This window comes from Clostridium aceticum (genome assembly GCF_001042715.1).
Taxonomy (GTDB): domain Bacteria; phylum Bacillota; class Clostridia; order Peptostreptococcales; family Natronincolaceae; genus Andreesenella; species Andreesenella acetica.
This window is the reverse complement of sequence record NZ_CP009687.1, coordinates 1784295-1806493: the sequence shown is the minus strand read 5'-3', so window position 1 is coordinate 1806493 and position 22199 is coordinate 1784295. Positions and strand designations below refer to the sequence as shown.

Annotated in this window: 23 protein-coding genes; 2 read left to right on the top strand and 21 right to left on the bottom strand. The window is 34.3% G+C overall.

The window, feature by feature from the left end; genetic code table 11:
- Window positions 1–66: 66 nt before the first annotated feature.
- From CACET_RS08480 to CACET_RS08385, 21 genes are all read right to left on the bottom strand, one after another.
- On the bottom strand, window positions 67–687 hold the full coding sequence (locus CACET_RS08480; RefSeq protein WP_044823908.1) for an MBL fold metallo-hydrolase: 621 nt from the start codon (window positions 685–687) through the stop codon (window positions 67–69).
- Between the two features lie 17 nt (window positions 688–704).
- Complete coding sequence (gene dtd, locus CACET_RS08475) at window positions 705–1154, bottom strand: D-aminoacyl-tRNA deacylase (protein WP_044823907.1); 450 nt, start codon at window positions 1152–1154, stop codon at window positions 705–707.
- A gap of 14 nt (window positions 1155–1168) precedes the next feature.
- Window positions 1169–3337 (bottom strand): RelA/SpoT family protein, encoded by a 2169-nt coding sequence (locus tag CACET_RS08470; protein ID WP_044823906.1) that lies wholly within the window; start codon window positions 3335–3337, stop codon window positions 1169–1171.
- A 55-nt stretch (window positions 3338–3392) separates the two neighbouring features.
- Complete coding sequence (locus tag CACET_RS08465; protein WP_044823905.1) at window positions 3393–3911, bottom strand: adenine phosphoribosyltransferase; 519 nt, start codon at window positions 3909–3911, stop codon at window positions 3393–3395.
- A 308-nt stretch (window positions 3912–4219) separates the two neighbouring features.
- On the bottom strand, window positions 4220–5983 hold the full coding sequence (gene recJ, locus CACET_RS08460) for a single-stranded-DNA-specific exonuclease RecJ (protein WP_479722663.1): 1764 nt from the start codon (window positions 5981–5983) through the stop codon (window positions 4220–4222).
- Between the two features lie 47 nt (window positions 5984–6030).
- Complete coding sequence (locus CACET_RS08455) at window positions 6031–7701, bottom strand: ABC1 kinase family protein (RefSeq protein WP_044823904.1); 1671 nt, start codon at window positions 7699–7701, stop codon at window positions 6031–6033.
- 141 nt (window positions 7702–7842) lie between these two features.
- Window positions 7843–8730, bottom strand: a complete 888-nt coding sequence (secF, locus tag CACET_RS20715) for a protein translocase subunit SecF (protein WP_044823903.1) — start codon at window positions 8728–8730, stop codon at window positions 7843–7845.
- Window positions 8731–8743: 13 nt separating this feature from the next.
- Window positions 8744–9982, bottom strand: coding sequence for a protein translocase subunit SecD (secD, locus tag CACET_RS20710; RefSeq protein ID WP_044823902.1), 1239 nt, complete (start codon window positions 9980–9982; stop codon window positions 8744–8746).
- A 212-nt stretch (window positions 9983–10194) separates the two neighbouring features.
- Window positions 10195–10698 (bottom strand): gamma carbonic anhydrase family protein, encoded by a 504-nt coding sequence (locus tag CACET_RS08440; RefSeq protein WP_044823901.1) that lies wholly within the window; start codon window positions 10696–10698, stop codon window positions 10195–10197.
- A gap of 2 nt (window positions 10699–10700) precedes the next feature.
- A complete protein-coding gene (gene scfB / locus CACET_RS08435) occupies window positions 10701–12056 on the bottom strand; it encodes a thioether cross-link-forming SCIFF peptide maturase (protein ID WP_144414747.1) in 1356 nt (451 codons plus the stop codon).
- Between the two features lie 133 nt (window positions 12057–12189).
- On the bottom strand, window positions 12190–12333 hold the full coding sequence (scfA, locus tag CACET_RS19840) for a six-cysteine ranthipeptide SCIFF (RefSeq protein ID WP_479722662.1): 144 nt from the start codon (window positions 12331–12333) through the stop codon (window positions 12190–12192).
- A 66-nt stretch (window positions 12334–12399) separates the two neighbouring features.
- A complete protein-coding gene (locus tag CACET_RS08430) occupies window positions 12400–12783 on the bottom strand; it encodes a TIGR04086 family membrane protein (protein ID WP_044823899.1) in 384 nt (127 codons plus the stop codon).
- Window positions 12784–12915: 132 nt separating this feature from the next.
- Window positions 12916–13197 carry a preprotein translocase subunit YajC gene (yajC, locus tag CACET_RS08425; protein ID WP_044823898.1) on the bottom strand — a complete coding sequence of 94 codons (282 nt, stop codon included), beginning with the start codon at window positions 13195–13197 and terminating at the stop codon, window positions 12916–12918.
- A 149-nt stretch (window positions 13198–13346) separates the two neighbouring features.
- Entirely contained in the window at window positions 13347–14465 is a 1119-nt protein-coding gene (tgt, locus tag CACET_RS08420) for a tRNA guanosine(34) transglycosylase Tgt (RefSeq protein WP_044823897.1), read from the bottom strand.
- A gap of 16 nt (window positions 14466–14481) precedes the next feature.
- Window positions 14482–15507, bottom strand: a complete 1026-nt coding sequence (gene queA / locus CACET_RS08415; RefSeq protein WP_044823896.1) for a tRNA preQ1(34) S-adenosylmethionine ribosyltransferase-isomerase QueA — start codon at window positions 15505–15507, stop codon at window positions 14482–14484.
- A 6-nt stretch (window positions 15508–15513) separates the two neighbouring features.
- Complete coding sequence (locus CACET_RS08410) at window positions 15514–17244, bottom strand: SpoIID/LytB domain-containing protein (RefSeq protein WP_044823895.1); 1731 nt, start codon at window positions 17242–17244, stop codon at window positions 15514–15516.
- 168 nt (window positions 17245–17412) lie between these two features.
- The gene (locus CACET_RS08405; protein ID WP_044823894.1) at window positions 17413–17625 is read right to left on the bottom strand and encodes a DUF2905 domain-containing protein; all 213 of its coding nucleotides are present in this window, start codon (window positions 17623–17625) and stop codon (window positions 17413–17415) included.
- Between the two features lie 6 nt (window positions 17626–17631).
- Window positions 17632–18645 carry a Holliday junction branch migration DNA helicase RuvB gene (ruvB, locus tag CACET_RS08400; RefSeq protein ID WP_201774911.1) on the bottom strand — a complete coding sequence of 338 codons (1014 nt, stop codon included), beginning with the start codon at window positions 18643–18645 and terminating at the stop codon, window positions 17632–17634.
- A gap of 15 nt (window positions 18646–18660) precedes the next feature.
- Window positions 18661–19248, bottom strand: a complete 588-nt coding sequence (ruvA, locus tag CACET_RS08395) for a Holliday junction branch migration protein RuvA (RefSeq protein ID WP_242846889.1) — start codon at window positions 19246–19248, stop codon at window positions 18661–18663.
- Window positions 19249–19267: 19 nt separating this feature from the next.
- A complete protein-coding gene (ruvC, locus tag CACET_RS08390) occupies window positions 19268–19762 on the bottom strand; it encodes a crossover junction endodeoxyribonuclease RuvC (protein WP_044823892.1) in 495 nt (164 codons plus the stop codon).
- A 228-nt stretch (window positions 19763–19990) separates the two neighbouring features.
- Window positions 19991–20632: a BofC C-terminal domain-containing protein gene (locus tag CACET_RS08385; RefSeq protein WP_044823891.1), complete on the bottom strand. Its 642-nt coding sequence runs from the start codon at window positions 20630–20632 to the stop codon at window positions 19991–19993.
- Between the two features lie 193 nt (window positions 20633–20825).
- Between CACET_RS08385 and CACET_RS08380 the strand changes: the two genes are divergently transcribed.
- A complete protein-coding gene (locus tag CACET_RS08380) occupies window positions 20826–21026 on the top strand; it encodes a DUF378 domain-containing protein (RefSeq protein ID WP_044823890.1) in 201 nt (66 codons plus the stop codon).
- 262 nt (window positions 21027–21288) lie between these two features.
- Window positions 21289–22194, top strand: a complete 906-nt coding sequence (locus CACET_RS08375) for an ABC transporter ATP-binding protein (RefSeq protein WP_044823889.1) — start codon at window positions 21289–21291, stop codon at window positions 22192–22194.
- Window positions 22195–22199 lie beyond the last annotated feature (5 nt).

The window sequence follows — 22199 nt, the reverse complement described above, 5'->3', positions numbered from 1 at the left end:
CTCCTGCTAAAAATTTCTTTTTTAAAGCTAGTATCACCTTTACTTTTTAGGAATATACTTTATTCCTTATCTGATATACGGATTTGTAGTTTTCTCTACCCCAATCTTTGTAGCGGGTCCATGTCCTGGAAAAACTGTTGTATTTTCATCTAAAGTCATTAGTTTTTCCTTGATAGACTGAATAATTTGTTGATGATTTCCGCCTTCTAAGTCTGTTCTGCCTATAGAGTTTGCGAACAATGTATCTCCTGTAAGAACTACATTTCCTATATGTATACAGACGCACCCTTGGGTATGTCCTGGGGTATGGATGATTTCTAATGTTAATTCTCCTAGACTTAACGAGTGTCCTTCTTCCAAAAATTGATCTGCTGCCATTTCTACCACTGGTCCTCCCATTCTAGAGGAAAAGTTTTTATTGCTATCCTGCAACATAGCATGATCTTTTTCATGTATATAAACAGGTGCATTTGTTTTTTCCTTGAGTTCTTTTAATCCTCCAATATGATCTCCATGCCCGTGGGTCAATAGAATGTATTTTAAATGCAATTCCTTCTCCTTTAGTACCTTCAGAATTTCATCAGCATCTCCACCTGGGTCAACAACTGCTGCCTCATTGTTTTTTTCATCTCCTATAATATAACAGTTTGCTCCATAAACACCAACGGATAGTCTTTCTAAAATCATCGTTAATCTCCTTTCCCTTAAAAAGTTTTCTTACTGTCTAGCAACATCGTAACAGGACCATCATTCACAGAGTGTACCATCATATGGGTTTGAAATACACCTGTAGCTACTTCAACTCCCTGCTGTCTACAATAGTTCACAAAATCTTCATATAGCTTCTCCGCATCTTCTGGTTTTCCTGCTTCGATAAAACTAGGTCTTCTACCCTTTCTACAATCTCCCATAAGGGTGAATTGAGAAACCACTAGTAACTGTCCTGCAACATCTAGTAAGGATAAATTCATTTTTTCATTTTCATCTTCAAAGATTCTTAGGTTAATGATCTTTTCTACCATATATTTTATATCTTCCATGGTATCTCCATGTGCTACACCTAAGTATACCAGCAAGCCTTTTTCGATTTCTCCTGTTATCTTCTCTTCCACTGTCACTTTACCGTCACGGATCCTCTGTATAACTGCTCTCATAATGTCCTCCTTTATTAGGTAATTACTCTAAATACATCTAAAACCCCTTTAACTCGCTTTAATTTTTCCATCAGCTTACTTAGGTCCTCAATGCTAGTCACTTCTAATATCAAATTAAGAACGGCTATTTTTTCTTTATTTGTTCTGGCATTTAAAGCATTTACAGTTACTTTTCCCTCCGATAAAACATGTGTTAATTCTGAAAGCAATCCTTTTCGGTCCGCTGCTTTGATTTGAATTTCTACTTGGAAGGAAATAGGTTTACCTACATCCCATTCTACACCTATAAAGCGCTCTGTTATTTCATCATTTCCTAATAAATTAGGACAGTCTTTTCTATGGATAGAAACCCCACGTCCTCTAGTAATATATCCTACGATTTCATCACCAGGAACAGGATTACAGCAGCGGGAAAAACGTACCATGATGTTGTCGATGCCCTTCACCTTTACCCCTTGACTTCGCTTAGACTTGTTTCTATTTTCCACATTTCTAGGTATTTCTTTATCTTGCACCTCTTGAGGAACAGGATTTTCTTTTTTTATGATATCTTTTATTTTAGGTACCACTTGTGTAAGGGTAATTCCCCCGTATCCAATAGCGGCATATAAATCCTCTTCGTTACTTAGGCTTAGTTTTTTAGCAACGTTATTCAGTAGTTTTATCTGCAAAGCTTCCGCAACATTTAATCCTTGACGTTTTACTTCCTTCTCTAGAACTTCTTTTCCTCTACTTACGTTTTCTTCCCTACGCTCTTTTTTAAACCATTGTTTAATTTTTGTCTTGGCCTGGGAACTCTTTACTATCTTTAACCAATCTCTACTGGGACCATTACTATGTCCTGATGTTAAGACTTCTACAATATTTCCGTTTTTCAATTTATAATCAATGGGTACCATTCTTCCGTCTACTTTAGCACCAACACATTTGTTACCTATGTCTGAGTGAATTTTGTAGGCAAAATCAATAGGTGTAGATCCTGTTGGCAGATTAATTACTTTACCCTTTGGAGTAAAAACAAAAACCTCATTGGTGAAAAGGTCGATTTTTAAAGACTCCATAAATTCTCTAGGGTCTTTTGTCTCCTTCTCCCATTCCAACATTTGTCTTAGCCAAACCAGCTTATCATCAATATTTGCTTGTTTATCAGTAATCTTGTTTTCTTTATATTTCCAATGGGCAGCAATACCATATTCAGCAATTTGGTGCATCTCCCATGTTCTAATTTGTATTTCAAAAGGCTCTCCCTTAGGACCTATCACTGTAGTATGTAAGGACTGGTACATATTAGGTTTTGGCATTGCTATATAATCCTTGAACCTGCCAGGTATAGGCTTCCACATAGTATGTACAACACCTAAAACCCCATAACAGTCTTTTAAATTATCTACCAAAATCCTTACTGCTAAAAAGTCAAAGATCTCATCAAAAGATTTGCCCTGATAGGTCATTTTTCGATAAATACTATAGAAGTGCTTTGGTCTACCAGAAATTTCGTTTTCAATATCAAATTCTCTTAATTTGCCTTTTAGCTCTTTTATTACATGGTTAATAAAGTCTTCTCTATCTTTTCTTTTTTTGGCTACTTTTTCAACCAAGTCATAATAGCCTTCTGGGTCAATATATCTTAAACATAGATCCTCTAACTCCCATTTTATCCTTGAGATCCCTAACCGATGTGCAATAGGAGCAAAGATTTCTAAAGTTTCAAGGGCTTTTTCCTTTTTCTTTTCATCTGTCTGATATTTTAGCGTCCTCATGTTATGCAGTCTATCTGCTAGTTTAATAAGGATCACTCTGATATCCTTTGCCATTGCTATAAACATTTTTCTTAAGTTTTCTGCTTGCCTTTCCTCTTTTGATTCAAAGGAAAGTCGGGTTAACTTAGTAACGCCATCTACTAATTCAGCTATTTCTTCACCGAATTCTGCTCTTATTTTTTCGTAGCCATAACTCGTGTCTTCAATAACATCGTGAAGTAATCCAGCAACAATAGTTGTACTATCCATCTGCAATTCAACTAATATCTTAGCTACTTCAACAGGATGAATGAAGTATCTTTCCCCTGATCTTCTAAATTGCCCTGCATGTGCACTTTCTGCAAAGTTGTATGCCTTTATAATAAGCTCTACATCACACTGAGGGTTATATTCTTCGATCATTGCTATTAAATTTTCTAACATCACTTATATCACCCTCTTCAGCAGCATTATTGAATAGTCTTATGAATACTTCTCCCTATGCATCATAGCTTACTAATGCTTTAATGTTATACGGTTTCAATACGCTTCTTCCATTTAAAAAGACTAGTTCTATCAAAAAATTGATAGATACCACTTCTCCTCCTAAAGCCTCCACTAATTTTGCAGTAGCTAATACAGTTCCTCCTGTTGCTAATAGATCATCTAAAATCGCTACTTTTTGTCCCGGCTGAATAGCATCCTTGTGTATCTCTAAAGCATCTGAACCATATTCTAGCTGATACTCATGACGCATCGTTTCGTAGGGCAATTTTCCAGGCTTTCTCACTGGAACAAATCCTGCTCCTATTTTATAGGCAACGGGAGCACCTACTAAAAATCCTCTAGATTCCGGTCCTATAACAATATCTATATCTAAATCCTTCAATTGATCACATAGTTCATTCACCATATATTGAAAGGCATCTTTATCTTGAAGCAAAGTGGTAATATCTTTAAAATTAATGCCCTCTTTGGGAAAGTCTTGTACTTCTCTTATTTTTTTAGATAAATCCATTTTTCCTACCTCCTTGAATATCAACCGCTAATAGTATGTAAATAATTCTTTTTCCAAAAATAGATTTTATGCAATAATACTATTATATATTTTATATCGAATTTTATCAATATTTGTATTGATAACTATAGGTACTTAATACCATAATTTTCATCTTTTTTAATATTTAGTTCTATCAAAGATAGAAACCAAGATCCTTCAGTTCCTTCAGGATGACAAATCCTTCATCGGCTGTTACTATAATTATCTAACTAAAAATCAACAATAGTATTTAACAGAGCCTCAGGTTTAAGGATCATCATCGGTTTCTATCGATAGTTTTGAATTTGTATCTGTAGAGATCTATTCCCCATATATTCGTTTATTGCAGGAGTAAAGATGATGTCCAGCTTTACGTTATTAGATACCCCTTGAAGTATTTTTTCTAGTTCCTCAGCTCCAAATTTGTTGATCATATCTATCTTAAACCCTTCAATATCACCAAAGTATATCCCCTCTATTGGTTTACCTCGCTGATCCATCAAAATAAGCTTTAGTACATGATTTTTGGCTCCTAAAACCATAGCCTTTTTTACACTTACATTTTTTACAGCAAATAAAGGTTTACTATTCCCTTTGCCAAAGGGTTCTAATCGCTGAAGATCTTCTACTAAGTCAAAGGAAACATATTCTAAGGGTAAGGGTATATCAATATAGATCTTTTGAATCAAGTCATCTTCTGTCAAAAGAGTTTGCTTATTTAATTTCTCTCTTAAAGCCTCGATGTTAGCGGCTTCTAAAGACAAACCTGCCGCCATTGGATGCCCACCAAACTTAGTAAGCAGATCTTTACATTGTAACAATTCTTCAAACATATTATACTTGTCAATAGACCTTCCAGAACCTTTTACACCCTCTTCAGCATTTGTTAAAAGTATCGTTGGAACATTGTACTTATCTTTTATTCTCCCTGCTATAATTCCAGCAATACTTTCGTGAATTTCTGGCTGATAAATCACAAAAACTTTATCCTTCTTGTAATTCATGTTTTCTACTGTCTCTATCGCACTTTCTACACCATTTAAGGTCATATGCTTTCTTTCTTCATTGAGTTTATATAGTTCTTTTGCAAGTAGTTGTGCTTTTTCTTCACTATCAGCAAGCAGTAATTCTAGACCTTTTTTAGCAGTATCCAATCTACCAGATGCATTTAGGCATGGACCAATTACAAAGCCCAGTGCATAAACCGTAAGCTTTTTCTTCCCTAAAGCAGTTTCATTGATTAAAGCCCTTAAACCAATGTTTTGTGATTTTTGTAAAATTTCAAGGCCACTTTTTACAAACACCCTATTTTCATCAACTAAGTCCACTACATCACAAACAGTAGCAATAGCTACAAATTCCATTAGTTTATGAACTTGTTGTTTGGCCATCCCCATCACATCAAATAAAGCCTCAATAAATTTAAAAGCAACCCCTGCTCCACATAAACTTTTAAAAGGATAGCTACATTCTATCTGCTTAGGGTTTATAATCGCATCCGCCTGCGAAGCTAAGAAGGTTCTATTACCTTCATCGTCACATTCAAAGGGAATATCATGATGATCCGTCACAATTACTGTTAAGCCTAATTCCTTGGCATACGCTATCTGTGCTAAAGCTGAGATACCATTATCACAGGTGATAATGGTATCTACACCCATATTTTTAGCATTTTCAATAATTTTTTTATTTATGCCATAACCATCGTTAACTCTATCAGGTATTTCATAACTAACATCTGCTCCACATTCTAATAAGGATATGTATAGGATGTAGGTGCTTATAATCCCATCTACGTCATAATCCCCTATAATCTGAATTTTCTTATTATGTAATATTTTATTTGTTACGATTTGTACAGCCTTTTCTATATCCTTCATATCCTTGGGATCATATAATGTTTCTAGATTTGGATAGAGAAATCGCTGAATATCTTCATAGTTTTTTACACCTCTATTCACCAATATCCTACATAAAACTTGACTTATTCCCAAATCTTTAGATATCTTTTTAAAGTCTACTTTTGTACTTCTCACCATCCACTTTTCCAAGAATCCCCCTACCTTTCCTTACCATGTTTCTATAAAGGAAACCTCCTTTATTTTTTTCCAAAGCTGCCGAATAAAATAGAAAGAATAATACCTATCCCTAAAACACTTGCTAATACATAACCTATAATTCCCAGTAATGAAACACCCCAAATCATGGGTCCACTGGCACTTTGAATAATCAAAGATGATCCTACAATCAAAGCAGAACTAATCAGGCTTAAAGATAATTTATTGGTCATTCGTGTTAATTCTTCTTGTAATTTTTCAAAGCCTACTTGTTCCAATTGAAACTTTATTTCATTATTTTCTATTTTCTTCATTAAACTTCTTATTTGTTTAGGCAAATACTTAATACCATACAGTATTTCTTCTGAATAATCCTTCATTTCCCCCGCTAAATTTTTAGGGTGAAATCTATCTAAATAAATTTCTTTTACAACATTTTTTGACACTTGAGATAAGCTAAACTCAGGGTTTAAGAATTTCACACTGCCTTCTAGGGTAATAATTGCCTTTAGCAACACTGTAAACTGTGAAGGAAGTTTGATTTTATTGGTATAGGCTATCTCCATGATCTTTCTTAAAGCCTCTCCGATATTCAACTTATTTAGTGGCATGTTGTAATATAAATTTATTAAAAAAGAGATATCCTCCTTTAATCTTCTGATATTTGTGTCAGAAGCTATGGCATCAATTTCCATTAAAACATTTACTATTTTCTCCACATCTCTTCTTGTGGCTGCTGTAAACAGATTAGAAATAAAACTCATTGTTCCTTTGTCTAAATAACCTACTACCCCAAAGTCTATAAAAGAAATCTTAGAAGGTCCTAGAATAAAAATGTTTCCTGGATGAGGATCACCGTGAAAAAAACCATGAATAAATACTTGTTTCATAAAGCAATTGGCAGTGGTAATGGCTAGATCATTCAAATCCCACTGTTTTGCTTTTATAGCCTCGTAGTCCATAATTTTTGTGCCATAAACCCTCTGTAATGTTAGTACTTTTTTTGAAGTAAAATCCCAATGAACCTTAGGAATATGAACTTTAACATCGTTTTTAAATTGAGAGTGGAATTTTTCAGCATTTCTGCCTTCTAGAGAGTAATCTAATTCCTTTGTGATAACATGGCTAAATTCTTCTACAACTTCAAGAAGGTTATAGGGTTTTTCTTTATCCATATGTTCATCTAATAACCGTGCTAAATTAAATAGTATATCTAAATCTGTTTCAATCACTTGTTGAATAGAAGGCCTTTGAATTTTAACAACTACCTGTTCTCCTGTTTTTAATGTTGCCTTGTAAACCTGCCCTATAGATGCAGATGCCATAGGAGTTGAATCGAAGTCTTTAAAAGAGTCCTCAATAGCACACTTCATCTCTTTCTCAAAAACTTCTTTAGCCATTTCTAAAGGAAAGGGTTTAACATTATCTTGTAATTTTGTTAGTTCACTTACTACATCTTCAGGAAAGATATCCCGCCTAGTACTCATGATCTGTCCTAGCTTGATAAATGTAGGCCCTAGTTCCTCACAGGCCAGCCTTAATTTTTCACCATCGGTTAGTTGCTTTTCGTATTGCTTTATATTTAATATAAACTTCGGTATATAGCCTTTTTCATTTAGTTTCTCCGCCGCAAAGGTAAAGCCGTACTTTACCAGCACTTCTCCAATTTTTTTATAACGTCTTAAGTTTTTATACGTCGTTCCAATACCCACACATCATCAACTCCAAGGATTTCCGTAGTCTTTCACTTACCTATTATCTTTTGGTAAAAAAAGGGTAATAATACTTATCTTCTGTATTATTACCACATTTTAAAAATCTATCTGTCCTTACAGTCTAAAGGAATGTCTTTTTTACTCATGATTTGGTCTATAAGACAAATTTTTGTTTTTGCTCTCCTTAAGCATAACCCAAACTGGAGATGCTATAAAAATAGAAGAATAGGTACCACTCAATACACCGGCAATTAATGGTAGTGCAAATACTCTGATTTGGTCTACCCCTAATATATATAAACAAACAATGGTAATCAATGTTGTTACAGAAGTATTGATAGAACGAGTAATTGTTTGAGCAATACTATTATTTGCTACCTCTGCAAAGTTGGATTTCTTAACAAATCTTAAGTTTTCTCTAATTCTATCAAATACTACAATGGTATCATTGATGGAGTATCCCAGTATTGTAAGCATAGCTGCTACAAAGGGGCTGTTTAGAGGTAATCTAAAGATTGAATATACCGCCAATACGATTAAAATATCATGAACTAGAGCTACAATAGCGGCTAACCCAAACTTAAGCTCAAATCTAAAGGTGATATAGATTAACATACCAATAGCCGAAATAATCATAGAAAGAACAGCTCTGTTTTGAATTTCCCTTCCAATAGCTGGTCCAAATTGCTCCGCTCTTAGTGGCTCATTTTCTTCTAAGTCATACTTTTCTTTAAAGGCATTAAAAATTTCTGATCTTGTATGGCTATCAAAATCCTCTGTAGTTCTAAGCTGAATAATTGTTCTGTCTGGTCCTAGAAGATTGATGCTGGCGTTACCATCGTACTCGTTGGTAATCTCTCTTATTTCTGATACTTCTACCTGTTGATGCAATTCAATTTCCATCAAAGTTCCGCCGGTAAAATCAATCCCGTAGTTCATTCCTCTTACAAGACCCATCAAAAGCCCTATAACAATAATTATAGCTGATATAGAAAACCAAATCTTTCTATTTTCAATAATTTTCATTTTCTCTTCCCCCTTACGCACCAAACAACTTGCTGTTTTTAGTTAAGTCCATTCCTACGATTAGTTTTAGCAAGAATTTTGTAATAATAATCGCTGTAAACATACTCACGACAATTCCTATAATTAGAGTTAATGCAAAACCTCTAATAGGTCCTGTACCAAATTGATATAATACAATTCCTGCAATAAGGGTAGTAATGTTAGAGTCTAAGATGGCTCTTGTAGCTCTTTTAAAGCCAGCATCTATAGCTGAACGAATTGTTTTACCGGCTCTTAGCTCTTCTTTAATTCTTTCAAAGATAATAACATTGGCATCTACCGCCATACCTACTGATAAGATTAGGGCTGCAATACCTGGTAACGTTAATGTCGCGTTTAAAGCCACTAAAATTCCTAATACTAAAAGAATATAAATAGCTAATGCCACATTTGCTACAAAACCAGGAAGTCTATAGAAGAGCAGCATAAATAATAATACCAGCATAAACCCGATGGTAGCTGCAGTGATACTTCTTTCAAGAGCATTTACTCCTAGTGTTGCTGTAATTGTTGAGGTTTGTACCTCTCTAAGGTTAACAGGAAGTGCACCCCCACGAATTAGAGCGGCTAACTGTGATGCTGACTCTACTGTGAAGTTCCCACTTATAATAGCCCTACCATTTGGAATAGGATTCTCTACTGTTGGAGCTGATATGATTTCTTCATCTAAAATAATAAAAATTGGTTCACCTATATGAGCTGCTGTAGCATCTGCAAAGTTTCTAGTACCTTCGCTATCAAATTCTAAGCTAACAACTGGACTGCCTTGTCCTTCAACAAAAGTTGCTTCTGCTTTTCTTACATTAGTTCCTGTTACAACGACTTCCCCTTCTTGGGTAATAAATTGCAACTGTGCAGTTCTACCAATCATATCTAATGCTTCTTGAGCATTTTCTACTCCCGGTAACTCAACACGAATTCTATGATCTCCCTCTCTTACAATAGAAGGCTCTGTAAGACCCATAGCATCTACTCTACGTCGAAACACTTCAATAGTTTGGTTAATAGTTTGATCTAACTCTCTTCCAGTTTCATCTGTTTCTGCTTCATAAACTACATAAACTCCACCCTTTAAATCTAGTCCTTGATTGATGGCTTCCTGCATCGGTCTTATGGTGATTTCACCTATTTGCAGACCATTAAACGCAGTAAATCCAGCCATACCAACAACTGCAATAATTAAAATAAATACTATTGCATTCTTTAACTTCACTGACTATTCCTCCTAACATGAACTTAATCTTAATGAGAACATTATTATACAATAACTATAATTATATATGGTTGAGACTTGTCCGTCAACAAACGAATCTTTAATTATACTTTCTCATCTTTATTTCATGATCATTATTATTTTATAAACAAAAGCTCCTCCTTAAAGTGATAGCACAGTTGGGAGCTCTTTGAGCTAATGAAAGAAATTAACTACTCCTTATGTTCTCTTCCATGTTTTACATAACTTTCAGCTGAAACCCTCAAACTCTTTTTTTCTTCCTCAGTTAGTTCCCTCACTACCTTTGCCGGGGAACCTACTGCCAATACTCCTGATGGAATTTTTTTACCTGGAGCTACTAAGCTGCCTGCTCCAATAATTGTCTCGCTTCCTACTTCCGCTCCATCCAATACAATAGCTCCCATACCGATCAATGTATAGTTTCCTATTGTGCAGGCATGGATGATAGCACTATGTCCTATCGTTACATAGTCTCCTATAATAGTAGGATAAAGGTGACTTATATGCACTACCGAGTTGTCCTGAATATTAGTATCCTTCCCAACTTTTATATAATTCTCATCTCCTCTAAGCACAGTTTTGTACCAAATACTGGAGTTCTCGCCAATGGTTACATCTCCTATAAGGTCCGCTGTTTCTGCAATAAAACAACTTTCATGAATTTTTACTTTTTTCTCTTTTAAGTCTTTAATCATCGTTATATCTCCTCCATTAACTTTGCTTGAATTGTCAATGCACATTCAATACGTTTCTTCTCCATTTCGCATCCAACTTTATAAGGATGATAAATACTTTTATTAAAGTTGTAGGCATTGGCATGACACCCTCCACTACAATAAAACTTTGCCCAGCAATTTTCACAGGCCTCTTTATTATAAACATGAGCGTTTGAAAATTCTTTATACATGGATTTATCTAAACAGTTATCATTTACATCTCCTAGTTTAAAGTTTTCGTCTCCAACAAATTGATGACAAGGATATAACTCTCCTTCAGGGGTAACGGCTAAATATTCTGCTCCAGCACCACAACCCAATAACCTTTTTATAACACAGGGACCTTGGTTTAAATCAATCATAAAGTGAAAGAAATTAAAGTTTTTTCCTGCCTTATGCCTCTTTATACATTCATCTGCTAAGTATTCATACTCTTTAAGAACCTGTGGCAAATCTTCTTCTTTTATAGCATAATCATTGTCCTCTGTTGCTACTACCGGCTCCACAGAAATATGTTTAAAACCCAAATCTGCTAAATGCAGTACATCTGCTGCAAAGTCTAAATTATGACTAGTAAAAGTTCCTCTAACATAATAGTTTTCATGATTGCGTAGTGCTGCCATTTCTAATAACTTAGGGATGATTATGTCATAGGTTCCTCCCCCATTGACAGTATATCTCATATAGTCATTTATTTTTTTTCTACCATCTATGCTTAGCACAACATTGTGCATGTTTTCATTGATATAATCCATAGTGTCCTTATCTAGCAAAACCCCATTGGTGGTTATTGTAAACCTTATATTTTTTCCATACTTCTTTTCTTCTTGTCTTCCGTAGTCGACAATTTCTTTAACGACGCCAAAATTCATTAAAGGCTCTCCGCCAAAAAAGTCCACCTCTAAATTTCTTCGGTTTCCAGAGTTCTTTAATAAAAAGTCAAGAGCCTTCTTCCCAACTTCTGGGGTCATTAAGCTCCTTTCTCCTTTAAAATCTCCTTGTGATGCAAAACAGTACTTGCAACGAATATTACAGTCATGGGCTATATGGAGACACAAAGCCTTCACTACAGTGTCTTTGTTTTGAAAGGCTTCATGCTGCAGATAATTTTCTTTAGAAAATAACAAGCCATTACTAACTAAACTATCTATTTCCTCAATAGCTTCTGAAATTTTCCCATCATTATGCTTGTCCTTTAATAAGTCAATCGTTGTTTCCTTTGTATTTTTAGGGTAGTAGTCCAATACATCATAAACAAGCTGATCTACTACATGAACAGCACCACTATTTACATCTACTACAATATTTGTATTTCCTTGAGAAAATTTATGAATCATTACGATAAAGTGCCCCTTTCCTAGTTCAAGCTATCCACATCTATTTTATAGAATTGTTTCATCCTATTCAAGAAAAAACAGCAGTGAATATATAGTATATACTGCTGCTTTTTTTATGTATTTTATTATGCTTTTATTGATTCTCACATTGTTGATTCGCAACTGTACATGAAGTTTTGCAAGCTGATTGGCAAGATGTTTGACATTCACCACAACCGCCCTTTACAGCACTTTTAGGTAAATTTGCACCAGTTAATGTTTTAATATGCTTCATCATTAAGACCCCTTTCCAATATAATGTCCCATAAAATTATATCATAATGTATAGAGAAAAAAAAGAAAATTATTTCATATTAATACCAATCATTCCACCAATCATCCCAGTAATCATACTAATGATGATCCTATAATAAACAACACGATCCAACATATAACCTGTAACAAAGGCCTTACTTAATAGGATCAATATAAAAATATATAAAATACCCACTAACCCGCCATGCAGCCAGCCTTTTTTCTTAGTGTGTACTACCACATAAATAGCAGCATAGGCTATGCTTACAATCATAATAATAGAGGTCAATATAGGAATAACATTTTCACCAAGTCCAGTATATGTAATCAGTATAGCACCTATTAAAAACAATGCTAGTGATACAATATATCCTCGCATTAATCCTTTTCCGTAAATCCATATATTAAAGCCTCCCATAATCCCGCTTCTCATTCTAACACCTCCATAGTAGTTTTTATAAATAAATATGCATCTATGGAGTAAATATTCCCCTATAATAGTAAATCCACAAAAAATACATAAAGTAGTGGATTTATTCCACTACTTTAATTGAAAAGCAACAAATTATTTTGTTTTAATTTCATTGGTAACATTACCAACAGCCCATTTTGCAACAATAAGCTTTGTTTTATCAGCGCCTACTTCAATAGTAAGGGTATCATCTTTGATTTTTAAAATAGTACCATATACTCCACCAATCGTTACAATTTCATCCCCTGTTTTTAGATTATTTCGCATTTCCCTCGTTTTCTTCTCTCTTTTTTGTTGAGGTTTAATAACCAAAAAGTAAAAAATAGCCAAAAACCCTAAGGGTATGATTAAACCGCCTAATTGAAAATTTTCCATATGCTTCCCCCTCTCTTTGTACTAAGATAAATTATTCCACATCTACAGCTAATTTCCTTTTTTTTTATTAAATTTATTAAATTTATTTAATTTATGAGATTCGTTATTTATCAAATTCATCAAATTTAATTTTTCCTTTATTCCTATAATTATACATCATAACCGTATTTTTCAAAAAAACTTTTTCGATAATCTAATAGTCGATCTTCTTTAATTGCTTCTCGTATTTCTTCCATTAGTTTAAGTAAAAAATATAAGTTGTGATAGCTTAGCAGTCGAAGTCCTAGCACCTCATTGGCTTTAAACAAATGTCTTAAGTATGCTTTTGAATAGTTTCTACAGGTATAACAACCACATTCAGGGTCTAATCCTTGGAAATCCTCAGTATACTTAGCATTTTTTATAACCACCTTACCTTGGCTGGTCATAGCAGTACCATTTCTAGCAATCCTAGTAGGTAATACGCAGTCAAACATATCGATACCTCGAATTGCTCCTTCGATTAAACAGTCAGGGCTTCCCACGCCCATGAGGTATCTTGGCTTATTCTTGGGCATAAGCGGTGTGGTATGTTCCAGTACTTCATACATCAGTGGTTTAGGTTCTCCAACACTTAAACCCCCTACTGCATAGCCAGGAAAGTCTAGTTCTAATAATTCCTCAGCGCTCTGTTTTCTTAAGTCAGCATACATCCCGCCTTGAATGATGCCAAAAAGATTTTGATCTTCAATGTTTTTATGAGCTTCTTTACATCTCTTAGCCCATCTTGTTGTACGCTCTAATGAATTTTTAACATAATCTCTATCAGCAGGATAAGGAGCACATTCATCAAAAACCATCATAATATCCGAACCTAAAGCATTTTGAATCTCTACCGCTTTTTCTGGGCTAATAAAATGTTTAGACCCGTCTAGATGAGATCGAAATTCCACTCCCTCTTCAGATATTTTTCTCAGATCTCCTAGGCTAAAAACTTGAAATCCACCACTATCTGTCAAGATAGGTTTATCCCAATTCATGAACTTATGCAGCCCACCTGCTTTTTTGATTAATTCATGTCCTGGTCTCAAGTATAAGTGATAGGTATTACTTAAAATAATTTGAGACTTTATTTCCTTTAACTCTTCGGGCGTCATGGTTTTTACAGTGGCCTGAGTGCCTACTGGCATAAAAATAGGTGTTTCAATGATCCCTCTTTTCGTATGTATTTTTCCTAATCTAGCACCACTTTGTTTACATTCTTTAATAAGTTCATATCTTAGAGCCATTCCCCTACCTACCTTTCTACTTGATAAACATTGCATCTCCAAAACTAAAAAAGCGATATCTCTCTTTTACCGCTGTTTCATAAGCCTTCATAATCATATCCTTTTCTGACAGAGCACTAACCAACATAATTAACGTTGATTCAGGCAAATGAAAGTTTGTAATTAAACTATCTACAATTTTAAATTGATATCCTGGATAAATAAAGATATCTGTCCATCCGCTGCCTTCTTTTATTTTTGATGTTTCAATCGCTGCGGACTCTAACGTTCTACAGCTGGTGGTTCCTACTGCTATTACTTTTCCACCTTGAGCCTTTGTTGCGTTAATAGTATCTGCCGCCTCTTTGCCGATAATATAATATTCTGCATGCATCTTATGACTTTCTATGTCTTCTACCTTTACAGGCCTAAAAGTACCTAACCCTACATGCAGCGTAATGTATACTATTTTTACACCTTTTTGTTTAATCTTTTCCAATAATTCTTCTGTAAAATGCAAGCCAGCAGTTGGTGCTGCTGCTGAGCCTTGGTTTTTAGAATATACCGTCTGATAACGTTCATTATCTTCCAGTGTCTCGGTTATATAAGGAGGTAAGGGCATCTTGCCTAACTGATCTAAAAGTTCCTCAAAAACCCCATCATAATGAAATTTTATAATTCGATTGCCTTCTTCAGCAATGTCTATCACCTCTGCCTGAAGTAGACCGTCACCAAAAACAAACCGACTGCCGACTTTAGCTTTCTTTCCAGGCTTGACTAATGTCTCCCATGTATCTAATTCTTTTCTTTTTAACAACAGAAATTCTATTTTCCCGCCGGTACCTTCCTTCTCACCAATTAACCTTGCCGGAAGAACTCTTGTATCATTTACTACAATACAATCTCCTTCCTTTAAAAAATCTAGGATATTATAAAAATAAGTATGATCCATTTCTCCTGTTTTTTTATCTAACACTAATAATCGAGATTGGTCCCTCTTTTCTAGTGGTTTTTGTGCAATAAGTTCCTCAGGTAAATCAAAATAAAAGTCTTTTGTTTTCATTCTTGTTTATTCCACCTTTGTGCCTGTATAATAATGGGCTAGTATTTGTATATAGTTATGTCCTTCTTCCGCCATTTTTTTTGCTCCATATTGACTCATTCCTAAACCATGTCCATATCCTCTACCAACAAACTCAAAAGACTCTGCAATAGAGGATTTTACAATAGAAGGTTCTGAAACTGAAGAAGATTTTATCCCTCTATAGTTTTTACCATCAAAGATTTTTATATTAGCAGGATCTGTAATTTTTGTTATGCCGTTTGCCGAAAGAATAGACTGATTCTGCAGCTGCATCGAGTCTATGATCCTAGCCTCTCCTCGTACTGCAACACTATCATTAACTGCAACATTATCTGGAGTATTATCTATAGTATTATCTATAGTATTACCTATAGTATTCACTGTAAACCAAGTACTTTTTAGTCCAAATAAAGTTCTACTTCTTTCTTTTGCTAATACTTCGTTTCTACTGGTACCATAAATTGTTAATTCCAAAATTCTACCATTTTCAGAAACAGAGGTAGCCTTAATATCTATGATATCTCCTACAAAAATATTGTTTTTTTCCAACAGGCTCCTTACTTGACTTCTAGTAAATACTTCTTTCCAAGTGGAGTTAGGAGCATCTAAGGAAAAATCATCCTTTACGCCTCTTATATAAGGCAGGGGGTTAGACCAAACATTTTCACTGTTTTCTGTATGTCCACCACTATTGGAGTGATAAAAGGCACTGATGATACTTCCATTATAGGTAACCACTCTAGAGGCTGTTTCATTGACAGCACGATTGCTATTAGCATGTTCAACGTCATAACCACCATACACTTGAGACCTTGTTGTATTACACAAGTCAAAACCCGAACTTGTAAGTCTACCTACATTTGCTACAGCATATCCTCTGGCAACCACCGCTTGTGCTTTTAGTGCTTCTACTGCCCACGACGCTGGCATTTCCCTTGGCACTACCCCATATAAGTATTCTTCTAAAAGCAGTTTGTTGACAATAGACATATCACTAGCACTTAATCTTTTTGCACCAATTGCACCTCGATAATTTCTTCCCTCCACATTTACTAAAGACGTACTTCCTTTGTCTTCAAAGCCTCGAAAGTAAATATTTTCCCCACTATCAAACATAAATAATGGTGTTCCTGTCAAGTCTAAGACCTGTACCCTTCTAGCTGATGGAGAAATTACCCTTGCATGTTGACCGCTTATACTACTTATCTCTTCTGCCTTCAACTGGGCTTCCTCTTGATGTAGGTACAATCCTATAAACACCTTCCAACCATTTTCATATACCAAATAAGGTTGTTGGCCTCCTGCATTTAAAGATTGTATAAAGCTTAAAGCTTCAATGCTACTACTAAAATTATCAGCAACTTGTACATGATAAGGTCCTTGAAGGTTAGAAGTGTTGGTTATAGAATCAATACTTCCAGTATATTCCACATAATTTCTCCCAGATCCCATATAGTAGGTATCTTTTCTTAAAATTATTTCTTGTTTATCCAACATATCAAATAGTCTTACAAAATTATTGTGTTGAAATACGCCTACTTCAAATCCATTAACTGCCTTCAAATGAAGAGTCGATTTAGCGGAGTTTTCGAAAAAAAGTCCAATTTCTATATGTGTAGGGATTTGTGCCTTATTAAAGGCAAAAACTGTTTGCACATTACTTATTATCATCAATAGGATTAAAAATACGATTGCTTTGAATCTAGTTTTTTTCATGATAGAATTGGTCCCCCTTTGGCTTATACATTATTGCTACAATTATATCTTTTTCGACAAGTTCTTAAGATATTCCTTCAAGAAGTTTATCTGGAAAATAAAACTTATTAGAAAATCAATAATCTACTAAAAATCTGTCTCATGTATAGGGTCTTTCTTTACAAGACATTATCTTCTAAAAAAGAAGTTAAGAATAAGTGTTAAGAAAATACTTAAAAGAATGCTTGTTACTAGGGGAAAATAGAAAGTAAAGTTTCCTTTTTGAAAGAAAATATCTCCCGGCAATCTACCTAAACCAAATTTTCCTCCAATCATCAACACTATCCCTAATATAAAAGTCCCTATTCCTAAAAGAATCAAGATTCTACCAAAGTTCTCCATTCTATGTTACTCCTTTTTATATGGAATATTAAAGTGTTTATATGCCTTCTCTGATACCATACGACCTCTGGGGGTTCTATTGATAAATCCAATTTGCAATAGATAAGGTTCATAAACATCTTCAATGGTATTTTTTTCTTCTGCTGTGGAGGCAGCCAATGTATCTATGCCTACCGGCCCTCCACCAAAGTTGTCGATCATAGTCTCTATTATTTTTTTATCCACTGCATCTAAGCCAAGTTCGTCAATTTCCAGTAGTGTCAGTGCTTCTTTTGCTACTGTTTTAGTTATTTTCCCTTCAGCCCGTACTTGTGCATAATCTCTTACTCTTTTTAGTAGTCGATTTGCGATACGAGGGGTCCCTCTAGATCGTGAGGCTATCTCTACAGCAGCTTCTTCTACAATCTCTACTCCTAGGATATTTCCCGAACGCTTGACGATATCTGTCAACTGATGGGTGTTATATAAATCTAACTTGCAGATTACTCCAAATCGATCCCTTAATGGCGAGGTAAGTAATCCTGCTCTTGTGGTGGCACCTATCAAAGTAAATTTACATAAATCCAGTCGAATTGATCTAGCACTTGGCCCTTTTCCTATAATGATATCTAAGGCAAAATCCTCCATTGCTGGATATAGTATTTCTTCAACGCTTCTGTTTAATCTATGTATTTCATCTATAAACAACACATCGTTTTCTGAAAGATTTGTTAAAATAGCTGCTAAGTCTCCTGGACGCTCAATGGCAGGTCCCGAGGTTATTCGGATATTGACATTCATTTCATTTGCAATAATATTTGAAAGGGTTGTTTTTCCTAACCCAGGGGGGCCATATAAAAGCACGTGGTCCAGTGCTTCTTTTCTAGCAGTTGCTGCTTCAATGAAAATTTTCAGTTTTTCCTTGACTTTGTCTTGTCCTATATAACTTTCCAGGTACTTAGGCCGCAAACCATTTTCCACCTGTTTATCTTCATCCCTTATATGACTGGTTACAATTCTTTCATCATTTTCCATAAACATTTTTTTCACCCCTACTTATCTTACTAACAGTTTTAATGCCTTTTTAATCATCTCTTCTACAGGTAGTTTCTCCTTTTTAACAACATCAAAAGCTTTTTCAGCTTCCTGTCTGTTATAACCTAAAGCCATCAGTGCCTCTATAACTTCATAGCTAGATGGTATATCTATAACCATATCCTCTTCTGTTTCTAAGTTCCATTGCTTTACTTTATCTCTTAGTTCTAAAATAATTCTTTCAGCAGTCTTTTTTCCTATTCCCGGCACCTTTGAAATACTCTGTATATCGTTGTTTATGATATAGTTTGCTAACTTTGCAGGGGTATAGGTGGATAATACAGCAGTTCCTACCTTAGGACCTATTTTTGAAACGGAAATTAGTTTTTCAAACATGTTTAATTCTTCCTTTGTAGTAAAACCATATAAACTTATTTCATCCTCGCGTACAACAAAGTGAGTAAAAATAGTAATGGTTTCTCCTGGCTTTGTAGCAGCAGCACTGTGGATACTACTGTGTATACGATATCCTATGCCCCCTACTTCAACAATAATTTTATCTAAAATTACATCACTTACTACTCCTTTTATATACTCAAACAAGTTCATCCCCTCCAGACAATCTTCATCATTTTAGTTTAAATAAATCTTTGAAATTTCCCGAATGAGCATGACAAACAGCAACTGCTAAGGCATCAGCAACGTCATCTGGTTTTGGAATCTTTTCAAGATTTAATATTGTTTTTATCATTTGTTGAACCTGGTGTTTCTCTGCTCTTCCGTATCCTACTACGCCTTGCTTTACTTGTAGAGGTGTATATTCATAAATTGGTTTGTTGCTATTGGCAGCAGCCAATACTGCTACACCTCTAGCTTGTCCTACTAATAATACTGTTTTAGCATTGGTATTAAAAAAAAGTTCTTCTATCACTACAGCTTCTGGATGATATTTTATTATGATGCTATTCAGTTCTTCATATATTTTTTTTAAACGTTCTGCAGTAGAAATCTTGCTTGAAGTAGTTATAGCTCCATAATCTATTACCTCAAATCTATTCCCTGTATAATTAATAATACCATATCCCATAATAGCGATACCTGGGTCAATACCTAGTATGATCATTTTAATTCCTCCATTATATTGAATACATCCATGCTATTTCATAGTGTAACATATTCTACCATAAAAAGCGATATTACACTAAGCTTAGTTCCCTATATAGGCTTCAGTTCCTCAGCAACAAAAGACGATATGACTTTGGTTATAGATCATATCGTCTCGCTGTTGTAATCCTTTGGCATCTTCTTATTTTGGTGAAGCAAGGGCTTCCTAGGTATTGTAGGGGGTTTTTTAACTACTGTAGTCTTCTAAAAGCTGGTAAGCCTCTTCTCTTGTTCTTCTAAATATACCAGTTTTTAATTTTTCCTGATCTACATGGGGTAATACAGCTATGGAAATTGATGTTTTTTCCACTAGTATTTTTTCTCCACCTTCATTAATATGATAAATTGCTATATACCCTTCACTATCTGTAATGAGGTATTGGTTATAGTGATTTGGACATATAGCCTCCTTTCTTTGATATAGAATTACTTCTTCTGTTGAAAATTTTTGAATTTCAAAGGAAGGATCGCTACTTACTATATACTCTTGAAACCCAGCTTCATTTAATCCCACCATAATATTCACTGGTGCTAATACTTCCTCTATAGTATTTTCACACACTGTATAAAGAGTTCTATATACTATTCTAGTTTCCAGTTCAATACGGTCCTCATATTGGGTTACTGCTGCCTCATTGTTTTCTCTTACTTCGTAAATATCATCAATATCTTCCTTCAACTCTACATTGTTCTTTTCTGCAAAGGGTATTTCTTCCTCCTGCGGAGAGGAAAACCTATAATATCCAACAAAAAATCCTACTAAGATAAAGCTGAAAGCTATAATGAAGAAAGCCACTTTAAAAGGGAATCTTTTTCTTTTTCTAAACATAAAAAAACCTCCTTATCTATCTAGAAGGTTATTTTATCCAAATTTTAGAAAAATATACTTTTTTAATATTTACTTTTATTCTTAAATTTTCGGTACTTTAGGACTTTTTATAACTTAAAATAAAACGTATGATTATTTTAAAACAATACATACTAATATAGAAGTTAATTTATTTTGTTAAGGAGTTGTTAGAATGGATAGATTAGCTCTTATATTAGTAATCATAGGTGCATTAAACTGGGGTCTAATAGGCTTATTTCAGTTTGATTTAGTAGCATCTTTATTTGGCGGTCAAGGTACTTTATTAAGTAGAGCCATATATACTTTGGTAGGAATTGCTGGTGCTTATTGTATCAGTCTCTTGTTTAGAGAAAGAACTGCCTCAAGAGAGTAATAAAGCGTCTTGAATATAATTAAAAAGCGTTTTGAGAAAGAAGAGATAATAGCATCTTTAAATGATATTACTCTTCTTTTTATTTTGACAATACATCATCTATAATCTTTAGTAAAGGATAGAGAATAAAAGAATTCTGTCTACTCTTACTGATAACCCTTCTTTTTAAGTTTTAAGGTTTAGCTTACACGCAACAGTGGTATAGGTTTAAAGAAGTAAAAAAATATAAGTATAACCACCGCTATTATTAAGGAGGGTATGAATGCTAACTATAAGTAATTTGTCAAAAACTTATTTAAAAACAAAAAAAGTAGCTTTAAAAGACATTAACTTAAATATAGAAAAGGGGGAATTCACAGCACTACTTGGTCAAAATGGTGCGGGAAAAACTACTTTAATCAACATACTGGCAGGAAATGTTAAAAAGACCCATGGCGAGGTAAAAATAGGAGATCACGATCTAGAAAACAGCGAATTGGAAACAAAAAAAATTATTGGTATTGTTCCTCAGGAAATATCCTATGAGACTGCTTTTACTGTGGAGGAGATTTTAAAAAAGCAGGCGGGATACTTTGGCTTTAAAAACAACAATGCGTATATTGATGAATTATTGGAGTCCTTGGCATTAGAGGATAAGAAAAAGGCTTATGGTAGAGAACTCTCAGGGGGGATGAAAAGAAGACTATTGATAGCAAAAGCCCTTATCCATAAACCAGAAATTCTTATTCTAGACGAACCTACCGCTGGAGTAGATATAGAATTAAGACACGCTATGTATGAATTTCTAAAAAAATTACATAAGTCAGGGATGACCATCATATTGACCACCCACTATATTGAAGAAGCAGAAAAACTATGTAAAAGGGTGGTTGTAATAAATAAAGGGGAAATTATTGCAGATGAACCGAAGGATAAATTGTTAAAAGACTTTTCTAAAGAAATAAAAGTAGAAATCGACTTTGATTGCGAATTAAGTATAAATGACTTTAAATTTTTAAGTGAGTACAATGTAGAAATAAAAGATAAGAAAAAACTTATACTGAAGATTGTAAAAAATGATTTAACAAAGGTTATAGAGAAAATAGTGCAAAAAAATATGAAATTTATAGACTTAAATATAGAAAAACAAAGTTTGGAAGATATCTATCTACAGTTAATCAGACGTTAGGAGGA